Source organism: Paucibacter sp. XJ19-41 (assembly GCF_028462495.1).
Taxonomy (GTDB): domain Bacteria; phylum Pseudomonadota; class Gammaproteobacteria; order Burkholderiales; family Burkholderiaceae_C; genus Roseateles_E.
Genome location: NZ_JAQOWX010000004.1, coordinates 18,875 through 37,312 on the forward strand (window position 1 = coordinate 18,875; position 18,438 = coordinate 37,312).

Annotated in this window: 20 protein-coding genes; 18 read left to right on the forward strand and 2 right to left on the reverse strand. The window is 65.5% G+C overall.

Features of this window, described 5'->3' with window-relative positions:
- The first annotated feature begins 19 nt into the window (after positions 1-19).
- Both PO768_RS01895 and PO768_RS01900 read left to right on the forward strand, forming a co-directional pair.
- Complete coding sequence (locus tag PO768_RS01895) at positions 20-1,168, forward strand: MraY family glycosyltransferase (protein WP_272644661.1); 1,149 nt, start codon at positions 20-22, stop codon at positions 1,166-1,168.
- Positions 1,169-1,195: 27 nt separating this feature from the next.
- On the forward strand, positions 1,196-2,683 hold the full coding sequence (locus PO768_RS01900) for a DEAD/DEAH box helicase (protein WP_272644662.1): 1,488 nt from the start codon (positions 1,196-1,198) through the stop codon (positions 2,681-2,683).
- A gap of 4 nt (positions 2,684-2,687) precedes the next feature.
- Here PO768_RS01900 and PO768_RS01905 read toward each other — a convergent pair whose 3' ends face one another.
- Both PO768_RS01905 and PO768_RS01910 read right to left on the reverse strand, forming a co-directional pair.
- The gene (locus PO768_RS01905; RefSeq protein WP_272644663.1) at positions 2,688-3,461 is read right to left on the reverse strand and encodes an SAM-dependent methyltransferase; all 774 of its coding nucleotides are present in this window, start codon (positions 3,459-3,461) and stop codon (positions 2,688-2,690) included.
- A complete protein-coding gene (locus PO768_RS01910; RefSeq protein ID WP_272644664.1) occupies positions 3,458-4,072 on the reverse strand; it encodes a Maf family nucleotide pyrophosphatase in 615 nt (204 codons plus the stop codon). Before PO768_RS01910 ends, PO768_RS01905 begins: the two co-directional genes overlap by 4 nt.
- 41 nt (positions 4,073-4,113) lie before the next feature.
- On the opposite strand from PO768_RS01910, the gene PO768_RS01915 reads away from it, so the two are divergent.
- From PO768_RS01915 to rnc, 16 genes are all read left to right on the forward strand, one after another.
- Entirely contained in the window at positions 4,114-4,683 is a 570-nt protein-coding gene (locus PO768_RS01915) for a YceD family protein (RefSeq protein WP_137943040.1), read from the forward strand.
- A 223-nt stretch (positions 4,684-4,906) separates the two neighbouring features.
- Positions 4,907-5,089: a 50S ribosomal protein L32 gene (gene rpmF / locus PO768_RS01920; RefSeq protein ID WP_137943039.1), complete on the forward strand. Its 183-nt coding sequence runs from the start codon at positions 4,907-4,909 to the stop codon at positions 5,087-5,089.
- Positions 5,090-5,298: 209 nt separating this feature from the next.
- On the forward strand, positions 5,299-6,408 hold the full coding sequence (gene plsX, locus PO768_RS01925; protein ID WP_272644665.1) for a phosphate acyltransferase PlsX: 1,110 nt from the start codon (positions 5,299-5,301) through the stop codon (positions 6,406-6,408).
- Complete coding sequence (locus PO768_RS01930) at positions 6,405-7,400, forward strand: beta-ketoacyl-ACP synthase III (RefSeq protein ID WP_272644666.1); 996 nt, start codon at positions 6,405-6,407, stop codon at positions 7,398-7,400. The genes plsX and PO768_RS01930 overlap by 4 nt, the downstream gene beginning before the upstream one ends.
- A gap of 24 nt (positions 7,401-7,424) precedes the next feature.
- Entirely contained in the window at positions 7,425-8,366 is a 942-nt protein-coding gene (gene fabD / locus PO768_RS01935; protein WP_272644667.1) for an ACP S-malonyltransferase, read from the forward strand.
- 4 nt (positions 8,367-8,370) lie between these two features.
- Positions 8,371-9,108 (forward strand): 3-oxoacyl-ACP reductase FabG, encoded by a 738-nt coding sequence (gene fabG / locus PO768_RS01940; RefSeq protein ID WP_272644668.1) that lies wholly within the window; start codon positions 8,371-8,373, stop codon positions 9,106-9,108.
- Positions 9,109-9,252: 144 nt separating this feature from the next.
- The gene (gene acpP, locus PO768_RS01945; protein WP_137943034.1) at positions 9,253-9,492 is read left to right on the forward strand and encodes an acyl carrier protein; all 240 of its coding nucleotides are present in this window, start codon (positions 9,253-9,255) and stop codon (positions 9,490-9,492) included.
- A gap of 41 nt (positions 9,493-9,533) precedes the next feature.
- Positions 9,534-10,778, forward strand: a complete 1,245-nt coding sequence (gene fabF, locus PO768_RS01950) for a beta-ketoacyl-ACP synthase II (protein ID WP_262971114.1) — start codon at positions 9,534-9,536, stop codon at positions 10,776-10,778.
- Between the two features lie 10 nt (positions 10,779-10,788).
- On the forward strand, positions 10,789-11,241 hold the full coding sequence (locus tag PO768_RS01955; RefSeq protein ID WP_272644669.1) for a hypothetical protein: 453 nt from the start codon (positions 10,789-10,791) through the stop codon (positions 11,239-11,241).
- On the forward strand, positions 11,238-11,846 hold the full coding sequence (gene rpoE / locus PO768_RS01960; protein ID WP_272644670.1) for an RNA polymerase sigma factor RpoE: 609 nt from the start codon (positions 11,238-11,240) through the stop codon (positions 11,844-11,846). The genes PO768_RS01955 and rpoE overlap by 4 nt, the downstream gene beginning before the upstream one ends.
- Positions 11,847-11,871: 25 nt before the next feature.
- Complete coding sequence (locus tag PO768_RS01965; RefSeq protein ID WP_272644671.1) at positions 11,872-12,405, forward strand: sigma-E factor negative regulatory protein; 534 nt, start codon at positions 11,872-11,874, stop codon at positions 12,403-12,405.
- A 123-nt stretch (positions 12,406-12,528) separates the two neighbouring features.
- Positions 12,529-13,983 carry a DegQ family serine endoprotease gene (locus PO768_RS01970; RefSeq protein WP_272644672.1) on the forward strand — a complete coding sequence of 485 codons (1,455 nt, stop codon included), beginning with the start codon at positions 12,529-12,531 and terminating at the stop codon, positions 13,981-13,983.
- A gap of 505 nt (positions 13,984-14,488) precedes the next feature.
- Positions 14,489-16,297, forward strand: coding sequence for a translation elongation factor 4 (lepA, locus tag PO768_RS01975; protein ID WP_272644673.1), 1,809 nt, complete (start codon positions 14,489-14,491; stop codon positions 16,295-16,297).
- 24 nt (positions 16,298-16,321) lie between these two features.
- On the forward strand, positions 16,322-17,296 hold the full coding sequence (lepB, locus tag PO768_RS01980) for a signal peptidase I (RefSeq protein WP_272644674.1): 975 nt from the start codon (positions 16,322-16,324) through the stop codon (positions 17,294-17,296).
- A gap of 41 nt (positions 17,297-17,337) precedes the next feature.
- Positions 17,338-17,703, forward strand: a complete 366-nt coding sequence (locus PO768_RS01985) for a DUF4845 domain-containing protein (protein ID WP_262971110.1) — start codon at positions 17,338-17,340, stop codon at positions 17,701-17,703.
- A gap of 14 nt (positions 17,704-17,717) precedes the next feature.
- Positions 17,718-18,422: a ribonuclease III gene (rnc, locus tag PO768_RS01990; protein WP_272644675.1), complete on the forward strand. Its 705-nt coding sequence runs from the start codon at positions 17,718-17,720 to the stop codon at positions 18,420-18,422.
- Positions 18,423-18,438: the final 16 nt, after the last annotated feature.

Consider the following 18,438-nt stretch of genomic DNA (forward strand, 5'->3'; position numbering starts at 1 on the left):
TCTGGTTACACTGCCGCGCATGTCGTATTTATTGATTCCGTTCTTCGTGGCGACCATCGTGACCTTGTTCATCGTCCGGTCATCGACCACGCACGGGCATATTTCGGCGGACCACGATCTGTCGGGCCCGCAAAAGTTTCATGCCCGCCCTGTGCCTCGGATCGGCGGCGTGGGCATCTTTGTCGGCATGGCGGCCTGCGTCGCGGTCATGTGGGCGATGGATCATGCTTATGCCCGCTTGGGGTTGCTGCTGCTGCTGTGCGGCTTGCCTGCATTTCTGGCCGGCTTGGTCGAGGACCTGACCAAGCGGGTGTCACCAGGCAAACGGCTTGCTGCGACGGCCGTATCGGCGGCCCTGGGGGGCTGGTTGCTGCAGGCTTTGATCACACGCACCGGCGTTCCGGGGCTGGACTGGGTGGTGGCCACGTCTGTCGGTGCAACGATCGTGACGGTTTTCACGGTGGCCGGCGTGGCGAATTCGGTGAACATCATCGACGGCTTCAATGGTCTGTCATCGATGTGCGTCAGCCTGATGCTCTTGTGCTTTGCCTATGTGGCCTATCAGGTCGGTGATGCCGAACTGGCCATGTGGGCGCTGGCCGGCGTGGGTGCGGTCCTGGGCTTCTTCGTCTGGAACTATCCGGCCGGGCTGATCTTTCTCGGCGATGGCGGGGCCTATTTCATGGGCTTCTTGCTGGCCGAGCTGGGCATTCTGCTGGTGGCGCGCCATCCCGAGGTGTCGCCGCTGTTTGCCTTGATGGTGTGCATTTATCCGGTGTTCGAGACTTTGTTTTCGATCTACCGGCGCCGGGTTCTGCGTGCCACGCCGCCAGGCCTGCCGGACGGCATCCATCTGCATTCCTTGGTCTACCGCCGGCTGATGCGTTGGGCGGTGGGTGTGAAGGATGCAAGCGCGATGACCCGGCGCAATTCGATGACCGCGCCCTATCTGTGGATGCTCTGCGTGGCCTCCCTGGTTCCGGCTCTGCTGTTCTGGGATTCGACACCGGCGCTCGCGGTTTGCCTGGTGCTTTTTGGCGTCACTTATGTGGGCTTGTACTGGCGCATCGTGCGTTTTCGTACCCCGCGTTGGCTGGTCCTGCGCGGGGAGGGGCGGCGCAAGGCGGGCACTCGCGCTGCCCCCCCCGCCGAGGGCAAACCCGACTGACGATCGCGCATGGCGGATAATCAAGGGATGAATGACACCCAAATCCCCGAAGCCGCTCCCGAACCTATTCCGGCGCGCTTCGACACCCTTCCCCTGGATCCCAAGCTGCTGCGCGCCGTCGCCGACTCCGGCTACACCAGCCTGACACCGATCCAGGCCAAGGCGATTCCCATCGTTTTGGAGGGCAGGGACGTAATGGGCGCGGCCCAGACCGGCACCGGCAAAACGGCCGCGTTCTCGATTCCGCTGCTGCAACGCATGCTCAAGCATGAGAACGCCAGCGCCTCGCCGGCCCGCCATCCGGTGCGTGCCCTGGTGCTGGCGCCGACGCGAGAGCTGGCCGACCAGGTGGCCAATAATGTCAAGGCCTACTCCAAGCACACCAATCTGCGTGCGGCGGTGGTGTTCGGCGGCATCGACATGAAGCCGCAGACACTGCAGCTCAAGGCCGGGGTCGAGGTGCTGATCGCAACGCCGGGGCGCCTGCTGGACCACATCGAGGCCAAGAACTGCGTCCTCAACCAGGTCGAGTATGTGGTGCTGGACGAGGCCGATCGCATGCTGGACATCGGTTTCCTGCCGGATCTGCAGCGCATCCTGAGCTTCCTGCCCAAGACCCGCCAGACCCTGCTGTTCTCGGCCACCTTCTCGCCCGAGATCAAGCGCCTGGCCGAGAGCTATCTGCAGTCGCCGATCCTGGTTGAGGTGGCGCGCCCGAATGCGACGGCTACCAATGTGGAGCAGCTGTTCTACAGCGTGGCCGACGAGGACAAGCGCGCGGCGGTGCTGAAGGTGCTGAAGGATCGCGAGATCCGCCAGGCCATCGTCTTTGTGAACTCCAAGCTCGGCTGTGCCCGTCTCGCGCGCTCCTTCGAGCGCGACGGCCTGCGCACCAATGCCCTTCATGGCGACAAGTCGCAGGACGAGCGACTGAAGGCGCTGGACGCGTTCAAGCGCGGCGAGGTTGATGTGCTGGTGTGCACCGATGTTGCGGCGCGTGGCCTGGACATCGCCGACCTGCCGGCGGTGTTCAACTTCGATGTGCCCTTCAATGCCGAGGACTATGTGCACCGCATCGGCCGTACCGGTCGTGCGGGCGCCTCGGGCATTGCGGTGACCCTGGTCAACAAGTCCGATGCCCGTCTGGTGGCCGACATCGAGAAGCTGATCAAGCGCAAGATCGACCTGGACGCGATCGAGCTGGAAGAGGAGCGGCCGCGCCGCCCTGTGCGTACCGAGCGGCCCGAGCGCAGCGAGCGCGATGATCGCCCGGCCGCACCGCGCTCGGACTATGCCGCAGCGCCTCGTCCTGCGCACCGCCCGTCTTCGCGCGATCCCTTCTTCGACAAGCCTTACGAGCCCAGCGCCAGCAGCGAATCGCCGTCCTGGGAGAAGACCACGCCCGCCGCGGGTATGGGCGGCGGCAAGGGCTTGTCGCCCTATATCAAGCCGAAGAAGCGGGTCGCCGCACTGTTTGGCGCCAAGCCGGCACAGTCGGCCACCGCCGACTCCTGAGTCCTCAGCCGGCCAGCAAGGCGAACACGGCCGGCACCTTGTCCGGCAGGTTCTGCGGCTTGGCCCGCCATTGCGCCACCGTGGCACTGCGGGTCCAGCCCTGGGCCAGGCTCAGGCCGCAGCTGACCGACAGCCGTGTTTGCGGCTTCAGCTGGGTCAGCAGGGCTTGCAGCAGGGCCTCGTTGCGGTAGGGCGTCTCTATCATCAGCTGCGTCTGTTGCTGACGCAGCGACAGCGCCTCCAGCTCGCGGATCCGCGCGCTGCGCGCTGCCGCGTCGACCGGCAGATAGCCGACGAAGGCGAAACTCTGGCCATTCAGCCCACTGGCCGCCAGCGCCAGCAGCAGCGAGCTCGGTCCGCTCAGAGGCACCACCTCAATGCCTTCGGCATGGGCGGCCGCCACCAGATGGGCGCCGGGGTCTGCGATCGCCGGCAGGCCGGCTTCCGAGATCAGGCCGACATCATGGCCGGCGAGAGCCGGTGCCAGCAGCTCGCTCCAGGCCTTGGTCTGGTCGCCTGCAGTCTTGCCGGCTGTCTGCCCCTTCGGTGGGCGCGGCAGCTCGGTGATCTGCAGGCTCTGCAGGGGCTGGGTCAACGGTATGACGGCATCGACCCGCTTCAGGAAGGCGCGGGTGGTCTTGGCGTTCTCCGCCGCCCAATAGCCCAGCCGCGCTGCGATCTGAATGGCATGCAGCGGCAGCACCGTCTGAAGATCGACCTCCGCGTCAGCGACACCGAAGTCCAGGGTGTTGGGCACCAGATAGAGTTTGCCGCTCATGCCGAGGCTCCCGTCAGCAGCTCGATGCCGGCCTGGCGCAGGAGTCGGCAGGTGCGTATCAAGGGCAGGCCGATCAGGGCTGTCGGGTCGTCGGACTCGATGCTGCTCAGCAGCGCGATGCCCAGGCCCTCGGCCTTGGCGCTGCCGGCGCAGTCATAGGGCTGTTCGGCGCGCAGATAGTTCTCGATCTCCGCTTCGCTGAGTGTGCGAAAGCGCACCCGCACCGGGGCCAGGTCTTGCGCGGCGAAATCCTGCGCGGCGCAGACCACGGCCAGCGCCGTGTGAAAAACCACCTGCTGGCCACTCATGGCGTGCAGCTGATCCCGCGCGCGCTCATGGGTGCCGGGCTTGCCCAGGGCCTGGCCGCGCAGATCGGCCACCTGATCGGAGCCGATCACGATGGCCTCAGGGTGTTGTCGGGCCACGGCCTGCGCCTTGGCCAAGGCCAGCCGTGTTGCCAGCGCTGCCGGCGCTTCGCCGGGCAAAGCTGTCTCATCGATGTCGGGGCTGACGACATCAAACGGAATGTGCAGGCGGCGCAGCAATTCCTGGCGATAGGGGGAGCTGGAGCCGAGAATCAGTCGGCGCTCGTGGGTGTCTGGGATGGGCATGCTCGCGATTTTCCCATTGCCGTGCCTCGTACACTTGCGCCATGACTATCCGTTCCAGCTCCAAGCCCGCGCGCGAACTCGATCCGCGCAAACTGGATGTCGCCGCTTTTGCGCGCGACGCCGCCAGCCTGCAGGGGCAATGGCCGGCTGCCGAGCTCATTCGGCTGGCCGATGCCGCCGCGCCCGAGGCGCCGGCCAGCGGCTGGCCGGACGTGCAATGGTCGGCGCGTGGCGAGCAGCGCAAGCCGCGCGGCAGCGAGCCGCAGACCTGGCTGCACCTGGAGGCTTCGGCGAACACGGCGCTGACTTGCCAGCGTTGCTTGCAGCCGGTTCATGAAGCCATCCAGTTCGAGCGTTGGTTCCGCTTCGCGCGTGATGAGAGCGAAGCCGCCAGCCTGGATGCAGAGAGCGAGGAGGATGTGCTGGCCTTGCCGCGCAGCCTGGATCTGCGCGAACTGGTCGAGGACGAACTCCTGCTGGATCTGCCGCTTGTCCCCCGTCACGAGGTCTGCCCGCAGGCGCTCCCCTTGCCTTCAGATGATGCCGAGCATGCGGAGCAAGAGGAGCGGCCGAATCCGTTTGCCGTGCTGGCGGCGCTGAAGAAGAAGTGATGGCTAAGCAGCGCTTGGGGGAAATCTCTGGCGCGTGCTAGAATCGCGGGCTTTCCCGGTTCAGGGGTCATTTGCGCATGGCAGGGGCCTGTGCTTGGCGCGTGGTGCGCATGACAAGAACGAACCGGGGCATCGGAAGTGAGCGGAAGCTGGGCAGCGGTAAGCAGGCTTGAACAAGTCTGGCCTGCAAGCCTTCCATCACCGCAGCTCTAGGAGAATTTTCATGGCCGTTCAGCAAAACAAGAAGTCGCCTTCCAAGCGTGGCATGCACCGCTCGCACAATGCTCTGGTCAATCCGGGCACCGCGATCGAGCCGACCACCGGCGAAGTGCATCTGCGTCACCACATCAGCCCGACCGGCTTCTATCGTGGCCGCAAGGTCCTGAAGACCAAGGCTGACGCCTAAATCGGTTTGTGCCGCCGGCCCTGAGCCGCGGCGCCCGAACAGGTGATAAGCGCAAAACCCGGCCTGTTCCGTGCAGTGCCGGGTTTTTGTGTTGGTGTGTGGCTTTGTCGTCCCGGGTGTGCCCGCTTGTCCGCAGGCCTGGGCTCGCGTAAGGTCCGCACATTCGCAGCAAGGGCCTGAGGCCTGCTGTCATACCTCCTCCTGCCTCGATGTTTCCAACTGATTCAAGCGCTGGTGCGCCCCTTCGCCTGGCCGTCGACTGCATGGGCGGCGACCATGGCCCTTCGGTGACGCTGCCGGCTTGCCGGGCGTTTCTGGACAAGCATCCCGAGGCCGAGCTGCTGCTGGTCGGACGCCCCGAGGCGCTGGCTGCTGCCGCGCAATGGCCGCGCTGTCATCTGGTGGCCGCCACCGAGGTGGTCAGCATGGACGATCCTGTCGAGGTGGCGCTGCGCCGCAAGAAGGATTCGTCGATGCGCGTGGCGATCAACCAGCTCAAGGCTGTTGACGGCGCCGCGCCGCGGGCTCAGGCCTGCGTCTCGGCCGGCAATACCGGTGCCTTGATGGCGGTGGCCCGCTATCTGCTGAAGACGCTGGAGGGCATCGATCGGCCGGCCATCGCCACCGTGATGCCCAACCAGACCGGTCGCTACACGACCGTGTTGGACCTGGGGGCCAATGTCGATTGCACCGCCGAGCACCTGCTGCAGTTCGCGGTGAGGGGTTCGGCCCTGGTGGCGGCGGTCGAGGGTCGCGAGGAGCCGACCGTGGGCCTGCTCAATATCGGCGAAGAGGTGATCAAGGGCAGCGAGACGATCAAGCGCGCCGGCGAGTTGCTGCGTCAGGCCGACTCCGCCGGCCAGCTGAACTTCTACGGCAATGTCGAAGGCAATGACATCTTCAAGGGCACGACCGATCTGGTGGTCTGCGACGGCTTCGTCGGCAATGTCGCGCTGAAGACGGCCGAAGGTCTGGCGACCATGATCTCGACGATCATCAAGGAAGAGTTTGGCCGCAATTGGCTGACGAAGGCGGCGGCAGTGCTGGCGATGCCGGTGCTCAAGCGCTTCAAGGGGCGTGTCGATCATCGCCGCTTCAATGGCGCGGCGCTGCTGGGCCTGCGCGGTTTGGTGTTCAAGAGTCATGGTTCGGCCGATGCCTACGCCTTCGAGCAGGCCTTGAACCGGGCGTATGATGCCGCCCGCAACCGGTTGTTGGACCGGGTTCATGATCGCATCATCGCCACGCTGCAGGCCATGCCGGCCGCTGCCCAGGGCGATGCAGGAGACAAGGTGGCCGACGCCGCCCAAGCCGCATGACAACTCCCTCATCGAAGCCACGATTTGCCCGCATTCTCGGCACGGGCAGCTATCTGCCCCCGAAGCGACTGTCCAATGCTGATCTTGCGGCCCAGCTGGCACGCGACGGCATCGAGACATCCAATGAATGGATCGTCGAGCGCACCGGCATCCATGCGCGGCACTTTGCCGACGACGGTGTCGCGGCCAGCGACCTGGCCCTGCCGGCCGCCCGCGCGGCACTGGAGTCGGCCGGTGTAGGCGCCGACGAGATTGACCTGATCATCGTCGCGACCTCGACGCCGGACATGGTCTTCCCTTCCACTGCTGCCCTGCTGCAGCACAAGCTGGGCGTGGCCGGCTGTGCCGCTTTTGATGTGCAGGCCGTCTGCTCGGGCTTTGTCTATGCGCTGACGGTGGCCGATTCGATGATCAAGACCGGCGCTGCCAGCAAGGCCTTGGTGATCGGCGCCGAGGTGTTCTCGCGCATTCTCGATTTCAAGGACCGCACGACCTGCGTGCTGTTCGGTGACGGCGCCGGTGCCGTGGTGCTGGGTGCCAGCGAGGAGCCGGGCATTCTGGCTTCTGAGCTGCACGCCGATGGCCGTCACGCCGGCATCCTGTGCGTGCCGGGCACCGTGGCCGGTGGTCAGGTGCTGGGCGATCCGCTGCTGAAGATGGATGGCCAGGCGGTGTTCAAGCTGGCCGTCGGCGTGCTGGAGAAGGTGGCACGCTCGGTGCTGGAGAAAGCCGGCCGCAGCGAGGCCGACATCGATTGGCTGATCCCGCATCAGGCCAATATCCGCATCATGCAGGGCACGGCCAAGAAGCTGAAGATGCCGCTGGACAAGCTGATCGTCACCGTCGATGAGCATGGCAACACCTCGGCCGCCTCGATTCCGCTGGCGCTCGATGTGGCGGTGCGCAGCGGCAAGGTCAAGCGTGGTGACACCGTGATGCTGGAAGGGGTGGGCGGCGGCTTCACCTGGGGCGCGGTGCTGCTCGATTTCTGACGAGAGAGAAGAAACAAGATTCTTATGAGCGCAAAGTTTGCATTCGTGTTCCCGGGCCAGGGCTCGCAAGCCGTTGGCATGCTGGACGCCTGGGGCGACCATCCTGAGGTGCTGCGCACGCTGGCCGAGGCCTCGGCCGCGCTGGGCGAGGACATCGGCGCCCTGATCAAGGCCGGCCCGAAGGAGCAGTTGGACCTGACGACCAACACCCAGCCGGTGATGCTGACCGCCGGCATCGCCTGCTACCGTGCCTGGATCGCCGAGACCGGCCTGCTGCCGGCCGCAGCGGCCGGCCATTCGCTCGGCGAGTACACCGCCCTGGTGGCCTCCGGTGCCCTGAGCCTGGCCGATGCGCTGCCGCTGGTGCGCTTCCGTGCCCAGGCCATGCAGGAAGCCGTGCCGGTGGGCGTTGGCGCGATGTACGCGATCCTGGGCCTGGACGGTGAGGCCGTGCGCGCCGGCTGCCTGCAGGTGGCGGCCGAGACCGGCGAGGTGATCGAGGCGGTGAACTTCAATGATCCCAAGCAGACGGTGATTGCCGGCAGCAAGGCCGGTGCCGAGAAGGCCGCCGAGGCGCTGAAGGCTCTGGGGGCCAAGCGTGCGCTGCCGCTGCCGGTGTCGGCACCCTTCCACTCCAGCCTGATGAAGCCGGCGGCTGAGCGCCTGCGCGAGAAGCTGGCCGCCGTGAATTTCTTGCCCCAAGCCTTCCCGGTGATCAACAACATCGATGTGGCCGTCACCGAGAACGCCGATGCGCTGCGCGATGCGCTGTACCGCCAGGCCTTCGGCCCGGTGCGCTGGGTCGAGGTGGTGCAGGCGCTGAAGGCGCGCGGCCTGAACACCCTCATCGAATGCGGCCCCGGCAAGGTGCTGGCCGGCATGGCCAAGCGCATCGATGCCGACATCATCAGCACCACAGTGCTGGACCCGGCCTCGCTGGCCGAAGCCAAGAACCTGCTGTCCTGAACCCATGAGCGATACCCGACAAACAGCCCTGGTCACCGGTGCCAGCCGCGGCATTGGCCGCGCGATTGCGCTGCATCTGGCGAGCCAGGGCTTCACCGTGATCGGCACGGCCACCAGCGAATCCGGCGCCGCCGCCATCAGCGAGGCCCTGGCGCCGCTGGGCGGTCGCGGCCTGGTGTTGAACGTCAATGATGCCGCCGCCTGCGAGGCGGCGGTCGATGCCATCGTCAAGACCAATGGCGGCCTGCAGGTGCTGGTCAACAATGCCGGCATCACCCGCGACACCTTGTCCATGCGCATGAAGGATGAGGACTGGGACGCGGTGCTGGACACCAACTTGAAGGCCGTGTTCCGCATGAGCCGCGCGGTGATGCGCACGATGATGAAGCAGCGCTATGGCCGCATCATCAACATCACCTCGGTGGTCGGCGCATCCGGCAATGCCGGCCAGGCCAATTACGCGGCGGCCAAGGCCGGCGTTGCGGGCATGACCCGTTCGCTGGCCCGCGAGCTGGGCAGCCGTGGCATCACCGTCAACTGCGTGGCGCCCGGTTTCATCGCCACCGATATGACCGAAGTCCTGCCCGAGGCACAGAAAGCCGCGCTGCTGGCGCAGATCCCGGTGGGGCGCCTGGGCGCACCCGAGGAGATCGCCGCCGCCGTCGCATTTCTGGCCTCGGCCCAAGCCGCCTACATTACCGGCAGCGAACTGCATGTCAACGGAGGCATGTTCATGAATTGAGGTGGGTGTTTCAGACACCCACCCACCGGATTTGCCCGGCCGGTGAAGGACCGCTGGACGTGATGTCTTGCCTTGACTTAGGCGCGTCACCCTAGAGGCCTTAGAATCCCGGGCTGTTCCTAGCAAACCCCTCCTGGAGGAGTCATGAGCGATATCGAAGCACGTGTCAAGAAAATCATCGCCGAGCAACTCGGCGTGCCTGAGTCCGATGTGTCCAACGAGAAGGCCTTTGTGGCCGACCTGGGCGCTGACTCGCTCGACACCGTGGAATTGGTGATGGCCCTCGAAGACGAGTTCGGCATCGAAATCCCCGATGAAGAAGCCGAGAAGATCACCACCGTGCAGCTGGCGATCGACTACGCCGTCAAGCACCAGAAGGCCTGAGCCTCGCGCTCCGGCATTTCCTTAACTGATCCCCGTACCGCATGAGCCGTCGTCGTGTCGTTGTTACCGGACTTGGTCTGATCAGCCCCGTGGGCAACACGGTGGCTGAAGGCTGGGCCAATATCCTGGCCGGCCAGTCCGGTGTTGACCGCATCACCCGTTTCGATGCCTCGACCTTTGCCTGCCAGTTCGCTGGCGAGGTGAAGGGCTTCAATGTCGGAGACTACATCTCCAGCAAGGAAGCGCGGACGATGGACACCTTCATCCATTACGGATTGGCGGCGTCCATACAGGCGGTGCAGGACGCGGGCCTGCCCACGGGCGATCAGTTGACGGAAGAGCAGGCCGAGCGTATCGGCGTGCTGGTGGGCTCCGGTATCGGTGGCCTGCCGATGATTGAAGAGACCCACGCGGAATTGACGAATCGTGGCCCGCGCCGCATTTCGCCGTTCTTCGTGCCGGCCTCCATCATCAATATGATTTCCGGCCATGTCTCGATCAAGTTCGGCTTCCAAGGCCCGAATCTGGCGATCGTGACGGCCTGCACCACCGGTCTGCACGCCATCGGCGAGGCCGGCCGGCTGATCGAATACGGCGATGCCGACGTGATGATCGCCGGCGGTGCCGAATCCACCGTGTCGCCGCTGGGCGTCGGTGGCTTCGCCGCAGCGCGCGCGCTGTCGACCCGCAACGACGACCCGAAGACCGCGTCCCGCCCCTGGGACAAGGATAGAGACGGCTTTGTGCTGGGCGAGGGCGGCGGTGTGCTGGTGCTCGAAGAGTATGAGCATGCCAAGAAGCGCGGCGCCAAGATCTACTGCGAGCTGGCTGGCTTCGGCATGGGTGCGGACGCGTATCACATGACCGCGCCGAATGTGGACGGCCCCAAGCGCTCGATGCGGGCGGCTCTGCGCAACGCCGGACTCAACCCCGATCAGATCCAGTACATGAATGCGCACGGCACCTCGACGCCGCTGGGCGATGTGAACGAGACGAATGCCATCAAGCTGGCCTTCGGCGATCACGCCAAGCAGATGGTGATCAGCTCGACCAAGTCCATGACCGGCCATCTGCTGGGCGGGGCCGGGGGCATCGAGTCGGTGTTCACTGCCCTGGCCGTGCACAACCAGGTGGCACCGCCCACCATCAATATCTTCAACCAGGATCCCGAGTGCGACCTGGACTACTGCGCCAATGAGGCGCGGCCGATGAAGATCGACTACGCCGCGAAGAACAACTTCGGCTTCGGCGGCACCAACGGCACGCTGATCTTCAAGCGCGTCTGAGGCCGGGGCCATGCCGGCCCAGCGCCAGGCGAGCGCATTCCAGATCACCATCGGGCCCGATCGGGCCTGGCGTGTATTGATGGCTGCGCTGGCGGTGCTGGCCGGCGGCGCCTTGTTGGCCGCGCTGATGAGCCAGTCCGGGCTGGGCTTGCCCGCCATTCCTTGGCTGGGTTGGCTTTTGCTCGGCGCGCTGCTATTGCCCGGCGCCGGCTGGTTGGGCTGGCATTGCAGCCGCACACGGCCCGCGAACTTGCGCTGGGACGCTCAGCAATGGTGGCTTAACGAGACGCCGGTGCGCCCCCGGGTGGTGATCGATCTGGGAGCCTGGCTGCTGCTGCGCCTGACCGTGCGCTCGCGCCTGCCTCGCTATTTGCCGCTGGCGCGCACGAGTTGTGCCGCGCAATGGCCCCAGCTGCGGGCAACCCTCTACTCGGCGCGCACCGTCCCGAGTCCCGAGCCATGAGCGAGCCGGATCCCGACCGACTGCTGGTCGAGCGCGTGCAGCGCGGCGACGTCAAGGCCTTCGAGATGCTGGTCCTCAAGTACCAGCGCCGCATCGAGCGCCTGATCGCGCGCATGGTGCGCGATGTCGATCTGGTGGCCGATATCGCGCAGGAGACTTTTCTGCGCGCCTACCGCGCCCTGCCGGGTTTTCGGGGGGAGAGCGCCTTCTACACCTGGCTGCACCGCATCGCGGTCAATAGTGCGAAGAAGGCCCTGGTCCAGCTCCGGCGCGACCCGCTGCTCAGCGAGGCATCCCTCAAGTCGGGGGATGAGGATGAGGAAACTTTTGCCGTCGACAGCGTACTAAGTGATGGCGCAACGCCCGAGTCGCTGCTGTCCAGCAAGGAGTTGGGCACGGCGGTGAATGCGGCCGTCGATGCGCTGCCGGACGAATTCAGGCAGGCCTTGCTGCTGCGCGAGGTCGAAGGCCTGAGCTATGACGAGATCGCGAGCCTGATGGGCTGCCCGGCAGGCACGGTCAGATCGCGTATCTACCGGGCCCGCGAGGCGGTCGCTGCGCGCTTGCGGCCGCTGTTGGGCACTCGCGCGGGCGAGCGTTGGTGAAATGAGCTTGAAGATGGAGTGTGCGATGCGAAGTTCCGAACCCCGGCCTGAGAGTCAGCGCCCGCTCGGTCCGGCCCTGTCGGCGCTGGCCGATGGCGAGGCCGATGCCGCCGAGACCAGCGCGCTGCTGCGCGCCTGGCCCGAGCAAGGCCTGCGCGAGCAATGGCAGACCTATCAGTTGATCGGGGACAGCCTGCGCTCGGCCGAGCTGGCGCATGACATCGGCCGTGGCCAGGACCTGCTGGCCCGCTTGCGGCCGCAGCTGCTGGCCGAGCCACGCATCGTCGCACCGCAGGCCCGGGCGCAGCGCTGGCTGGCGCCCGCCGCCGTGGCCGCCGGCTTCGTTGCATTGGCGGCCGGTCTGACGAACCTGCCGATGTTTCTTCCTGCGCCACCGACCGAAGCCCTGGCGGCTGCGCCATCTGCCAGGCCAGCGCTGGTGCCGGCACCGGCCCTGTCTTTTGCTCAATCGGCAGGGCTTGCCGGCGATGCGCTGCTGATGGAGCCGTCGCCCGAGCCGGCCGTGACTAAAGACAATGCTCCCGCGCCGCAGCCATAGTGGCCTGACCCGAGTGGCCTGACAAAAGCCGCCGTCTTGCGGCAAGATCACCAAAACCTCGACCAAGCGACCGAACGGCGCTTGTGTCATCCTCACCCGTCCGAAAGCCCACCCGTCCTCATCATGCAAACAAGCTCTGATCCTCGTCATGCCCTGTCGCGCTGGTCTGCCGCGCTGCTGTCAGCGGCCGTCCTCTCGCTCGGCCTGGGTCTGAGCGTGGCGCCCCGGCAGGCCTTGGCGCAGGCGCGCGAGCTGCCCGACTTCGCCGAGCTGGTCGAACGCTCGGCGCCTTCGGTGGTCAATATCCGCACCTCGGAGCGCGTGCGCCGGGCGGCCGGCACGCCGGAGATGGATGAGCAGATGCTGGAGTTCCTGCGCCGCTTCGGCATCCCGCTGCCCAATCAGCGTCCCGGCACGCCGCGCGGCGGCGACGAGGACGAGCAGCCGCAGCGCCGCGGTGTCGGCTCCGGCTTCATTCTCAGTGCCGACGGCCTGGTGATGACCAATGCGCATGTGGTGGACGGCGCCGACGAGGTCTGGGTCACCTTGCCCGACAAGCGCGAATTCAAGGCCAAGCTCATCGGCGCCGATGCACGCACCGATGTCGCGGTGGTCAAGATCGAGGCGACCGGTCTGCCGGCGGTCAAGATCGGTGATGTGAACCGGCTGCGCGTCGGCGAATGGGTGCTGGCCATCGGCTCGCCCTTTGGCTTCGACAGCACGGTGACGGCCGGCATCGTCAGCGCCAAGGCGCGCGACACCGGCGACTTCCTGCGCTTCATCCAGACCGATGTGGCCATCAACCCGGGCAATTCGGGCGGCCCCTTGCTGAATATGCGCGGCGAGGTGATCGGCATCAACTCGCAGATCTACAGCCGCTCGGGCGGCTTCATGGGCATCTCGTTCGCGATCCCGATCGACGAGGCGATCCGCGTCTCCGATCAGTTGCGCAGCGCGGGCCGGGTGATACGCGGCCGCATCGGCGTGCAGCCCACCGATGTCAGCAAGGAGGTGGCCGAAGCCATCGGCCTGGGCAAGCCGCAGGGTGCGCTGGTGCAGAACATCGTCGAGGACAGCCCGGCCGAGAAGGCCGGTCTGGAGGGCGGTGATGTGATCGTCAAGTTTGACGGCAAGGCGGTCGAGAAGGCCAGCGATCTGCGCCGCGTGGTCGGTGCCACCAAGCCCGGCAGCAAGGTCACGATGCAGGTGTTCCGCCGCGGTGCCTACAAGGATCTCAGCATCACGGTGGCCGAGCTGGAGGATGACAGCCCGCGCCGCGCTGCCGAGCCCAGTGCCAAGCCCACGCCGACGCTGGGGCTGACCGTGGTCGAGCTGACCGAGTCCCAGAAGCGCGAGCTGAAGCTGCGCAACGGCGTGCGCGTCGAGGCGGTCGAGGGGGCGGCGGCGCGCGCCGGTCTGCGCGAGGGCGATCTGATCCTGTCTGTGGACAACACCGAGATCAGCAGCGTCAAGCAGTTCCAGGCGGTGGTCGCCAAGCTGGAGAAGGCCAAGCAGATCACCATGCTGGTGCGTCGGGGCAGCGCGGTCAATTTCGTGCTGGTCAAACCCGGTCGTTGAGCCTGTGGCCGCTGACCCGGCGCCCGACAGCGGCGCCGGGTCTTTCCACTTCGTGGAATTGCGGCAGGGCTTCTTGTGTGGAATTGATGGGTTGGCGCTTGCTAACTTTTCCGGCCTGAGGCTCGATTGCGGGGCTGGTCAGATAGAATCAAGCCTTGTCCGGCGGGCTTTGTGCGCGCCGCACAATGCAAACGCGAGCCGGCTCAAACTATCCCCAGGCCATCCACAGCATCTTGTGGATAAACTGTTGATAATTTGATGTTGGCGGACCGCAACGGCAGCAAATCCGGGGACGCCGCGGTTTTCAGCCGGGGGCTTTTGGCTACAATGAAAGCCCAACAAGCAGTTGCCATAAGTTTTGTTGGAAGGCGCGTCACCGTTTCGACGTGCCTTTTTTTTGTTTACGGCACGGCCCCTTCGGGGCCTTCACATCGCTGCGCGATATGAGCCTCCAACGCAACGGCTTTAGCCGTTGTGACTTCAGCTCTGCGCCGCAGAAGACAGCATGAACCACATCCGCAATTTCTCCATCATCGCCCACATCGACCACGGCAAGAGCACGCTGGCGGATCGCATCATTCAACGTTGCGGGGGACTCTCGGACCGGGAGATGGAGGCGCAGGTGCTGGACTCGATGGACATCGAGCGCGAGCGTGGCATCACGATCAAGGCCCAGACCGCGGCGCTGCAGTACACGGCCAAGGACGGCAAGACCTACAACCTGAACCTGATCGACACGCCCGGGCATGTGGACTTCTCCTACGAAGTCAGCCGCTCGCTGTCGGCCTGCGAGGGCGCGCTGCTGGTGGTCGATGCCAGCCAGGGTGTCGAGGCGCAGACGGTGGCCAACTGCTACACCGCGCTGGATCTGGGTGTCGAGGTGGTGCCGGTGCTCAACAAGATGGATCTGCCCAGCGCCGATCCCGACAACGCCAAGGCCGAGATCGAGGATGTGATCGGCATCGACGCGACCGACGCGATTCCCTGCAGCGCCAAGACCGGCATGGGCATCGACGAGATCATCGAGGCGGTGATTGCGCGCATGCCGCCGCCCAAGGGTGTGGTGGATGCGCCGCTGCGCGCGATGATCATCGACAGCTGGTATGACGCCTATGTCGGCGTCGTGATGCTGGTGCGCGTGGTCGATGGCACCCTCAGGAAGGGTGAGCGCATCCGCATGATGGCGTCTAACGCGGTCTATCCGGCCGAGCACCTGGGCGGGTTCGCGCCCAAGTCGGAGAAGCGCGAGCAGCTCAACGCCGGCGAGGTGGGTTTCGTCATCGCCGGCATCAAGGAGCTGCAGGCGGCCAAGGTGGGCGACACCATCACGCTGGAAAAGAAGCTGCCGAACAACCTCGGCCCGGCCGAGCAGGCCTTGCCCGGCTTCAAGGAGATCCAGCCCCAGGTGTTTGCCGGCCTGTATCCGACCGAGGCCAGCGAGTACGACCAGCTGCGCGACGCGCTGGAGAAGCTCAAGCTCAACGACTCCTCGCTGCGCTACGAGCCCGAGGTCAGCCAGGCGCTGGGCTTCGGCTTCCGCTGCGGTTTCCTGGGCCTGCTGCATATGGAGATCGTGCAGGAGCGGCTGGAGCGCGAGTTCGACCAGGACCTGATCACCACCGCGCCCAGTGTGGTCTACGAGGTGCTGCTCAATGACGGCACGGTGATCGAGGTCGAGAACCCGTCCAAGATGCCTGACCTGGGTCTGCTGCAGGAGATCCGCGAGCCCATCGTCACCGTGCACCTGTACATGCCGCAGGACTATGTCGGCCCGGTGATGACCTTGGCCAACCAGAAGCGCGGCAACCAGATCAATATGGCCTACCACGGCCGCCAGGTCATGCTGACCTACGAGATGCCGCTGGCCGAGATCGTGCTGGACTTCTTCGACAAGCTGAAGTCGGTCTCGCGCGGCTACGCCTCGATGGACTACGAGTTCAAGGAGTACCGTGCCTCCGACGTCGTCAAGGTCGACATCCTGATCAACGGCGACAAGGTCGACGCGCTGTCCATCATCGTGCACCGGGTGCAGAGCCAGTTCCGCGGCCGCGGCGTGGCCGCCAAGATGCGCGAGCACATCCCGCGCCAGATGTATGACGTGGTGATCCAGGCGGCCATAGGCTCCAACATCATCGCCCGCGAGAACATCAAGGCGATGCGCAAGAACGTGCTGGCAAAATGCTACGGCGGCGACATCAGCCGCAAACGCAAGCTGCTCGAAAAGCAGAAGGCCGGCAAGAAGCGCATGAAGCAGATCGGCTCGGTCGAGGTTCCGCAAGAAGCCTTCCTGGCCATTCTCCAAGTTGAAGACTGATTACTTAGAAGCGACCGACGATCAATGAGTGCTCTGACCGGAATTCTCTATGCCGCCCTGATCGCCTATCTGGGCGGCTGGTACACCGGCTACTGGAGTGGCAACTTCGCGCTGCTGCTCTTCATCCTGACCAGCGTGACGATGGCCTATTGGCTCGCCGAGCGCTTCCATTTCCAGCCCGCGCGCGAGCGTGCGGCGGCCCAGTTGCTGGAAGCCGACGCGCAGCGCCGCGAGAAGCTGGCCGGCCAGGGCATCACCCGGGTCGACAGCGATGTGAGCAGCGCACGCGAGGCCGTGCTGCGCCAGCCCTGGTGGCTGGACTGGACCGCCGGCCTGTTCCCGGTGATCCTGATGGTGTTCCTGCTGCGCTCTTTCCTGTTTGAGCCCTTCAAGATCCCGTCCGGCTCGATGGTGCCGACGCTGCTGGTGGGTGACCTGATCCTGGTCAACAAGTTCCATTACGGCGTGCGCCTGCCGGTGCTGAACAAGAAGATCATCGCCAACAACGACGTGAAGCGCGGCGATGTGATGGTGTTCCGCTACCCCGAGGACACCAGTCTGGACTTCATCAAGCGCGTCGCCGCCATCCCTGGTGACGAGGTCAGCTACCTGAACCAGAAGCTCTATATCAACGGCCAGTTGGCCCCGGTTCAGCCCCAGGGCGACTACTACGACGAGGACAGCCTGGCCTACCGCGCGCGTTTCATGGAAAAGCTCGGCGACAAGGAGCACCAGATTCTGGTCGATACCAAGCGCTCGCCGCTGTTCCGGGCGGATCGTCGCGATGGTCCGTTCCCGTTCCAGGACGGCTGCAAGTACAGCCCCGAGGGCGTCACTTGCAAGGTACCGGCCGGCCATTACTACGTGCTGGGCGACAACCGCGACAACTCGCGCGATTCGCGCTTCTGGGGCTTTGTGCCGGACGAAAACATCGTCGGCAAGGCCTTTGTGGTTTGGATGAATTTCGGTAACCTCAAGCGCGTCGGCACCTCGTTCTGAGGCGCTGCGGCCTGAACCACAACGACAAGGGAAAAAGATCGATGCGCCAGCCAGCAACAAGGAATCAGCAACGCGGTATCAGCCTGTTCGGCCTGTTGTTCTGGGGCGTGTTGATCGCTTGCACGGCGGTGGTCGGCATGCGAGTGTTCCCCAGCGTGCTGGAGTACTACACGATCCAGGGTGTGATCACCCGCATTGCCAAGGGCAATCCGGCCACCGTGCCGGCGGTGCGCCAGGAGTTCGACCGCATCAAGCAGGTCGAGTACTCGATCGTCAGCATCAGCGGCTCGGACCTGGTGGTCAGCAAGGACAACGACCGGGTGCAGATCAGCTTCTCCTACGAGAAGGAGATCGAATTGGCAGGCCCCGCCTTCCTGCTGCTGAAGTACCAGGGCCAGTCGAAGTAAGGCAGAGCTCGCGCATGAACCCGACCCACCAGTCATTGCAGCAACGCCTGGGCTACCACTTCGCCGAAGTGGGGCTGCTCGCACGCGCGCTGACGCACCGCAGCTTTGGCGCCGACCACAACGAGCGCCTGGAATTCCTCGGCGACGCGGTGCTGAGCCTGGCCGTTTCCAGCCTGCTGTACGAGCGCTTCGCCGGTTCGGACGAGGGCGATCTGACCCGTGTGCGCGCGCATCTGGTGCGCGAGGACAGCCTGCACAAGCTGGCCGTCCAGCTGGGCCTGCCGGCGGTGCTCCGCATGTCCGAGGGCGAGGCCAAGGGCGGCGGCGCGCAGCGCCCGTCGATCCTGGCCGATGCGCTGGAAGCGGTGATCGGCGCGGCCTTTGTCGATGGCGGCTATCCGGCCGCGCTGGAGGTGGTGCGTGGCCTGTTTGGCGAGCTGATCGCGAACTCGGGCACCGACAACTGGGGCAAGGACGCGAAGACGGCCTTGCAAGAGTGGCTGCAGGCGCGTCGCCTGGCCGTGCCGACCTACCGCATCACCGAAACCCGCGGCCAGGCCCATGCCCAGACCTTCGAGGTCGAGTGCGCCGTGCCCGCGCTGAGCCTGGCCAAGCGTGGCGAAGGGCGTTCGCGCCGCGCCGCCGAACAAGATGCCGCCCGTCGACTGCTCGACGAACTGATTGCCCGCGACAAGCCAGGCTCTGGCTTGCGCGACTAAGGAGCGGCCTCGCGCC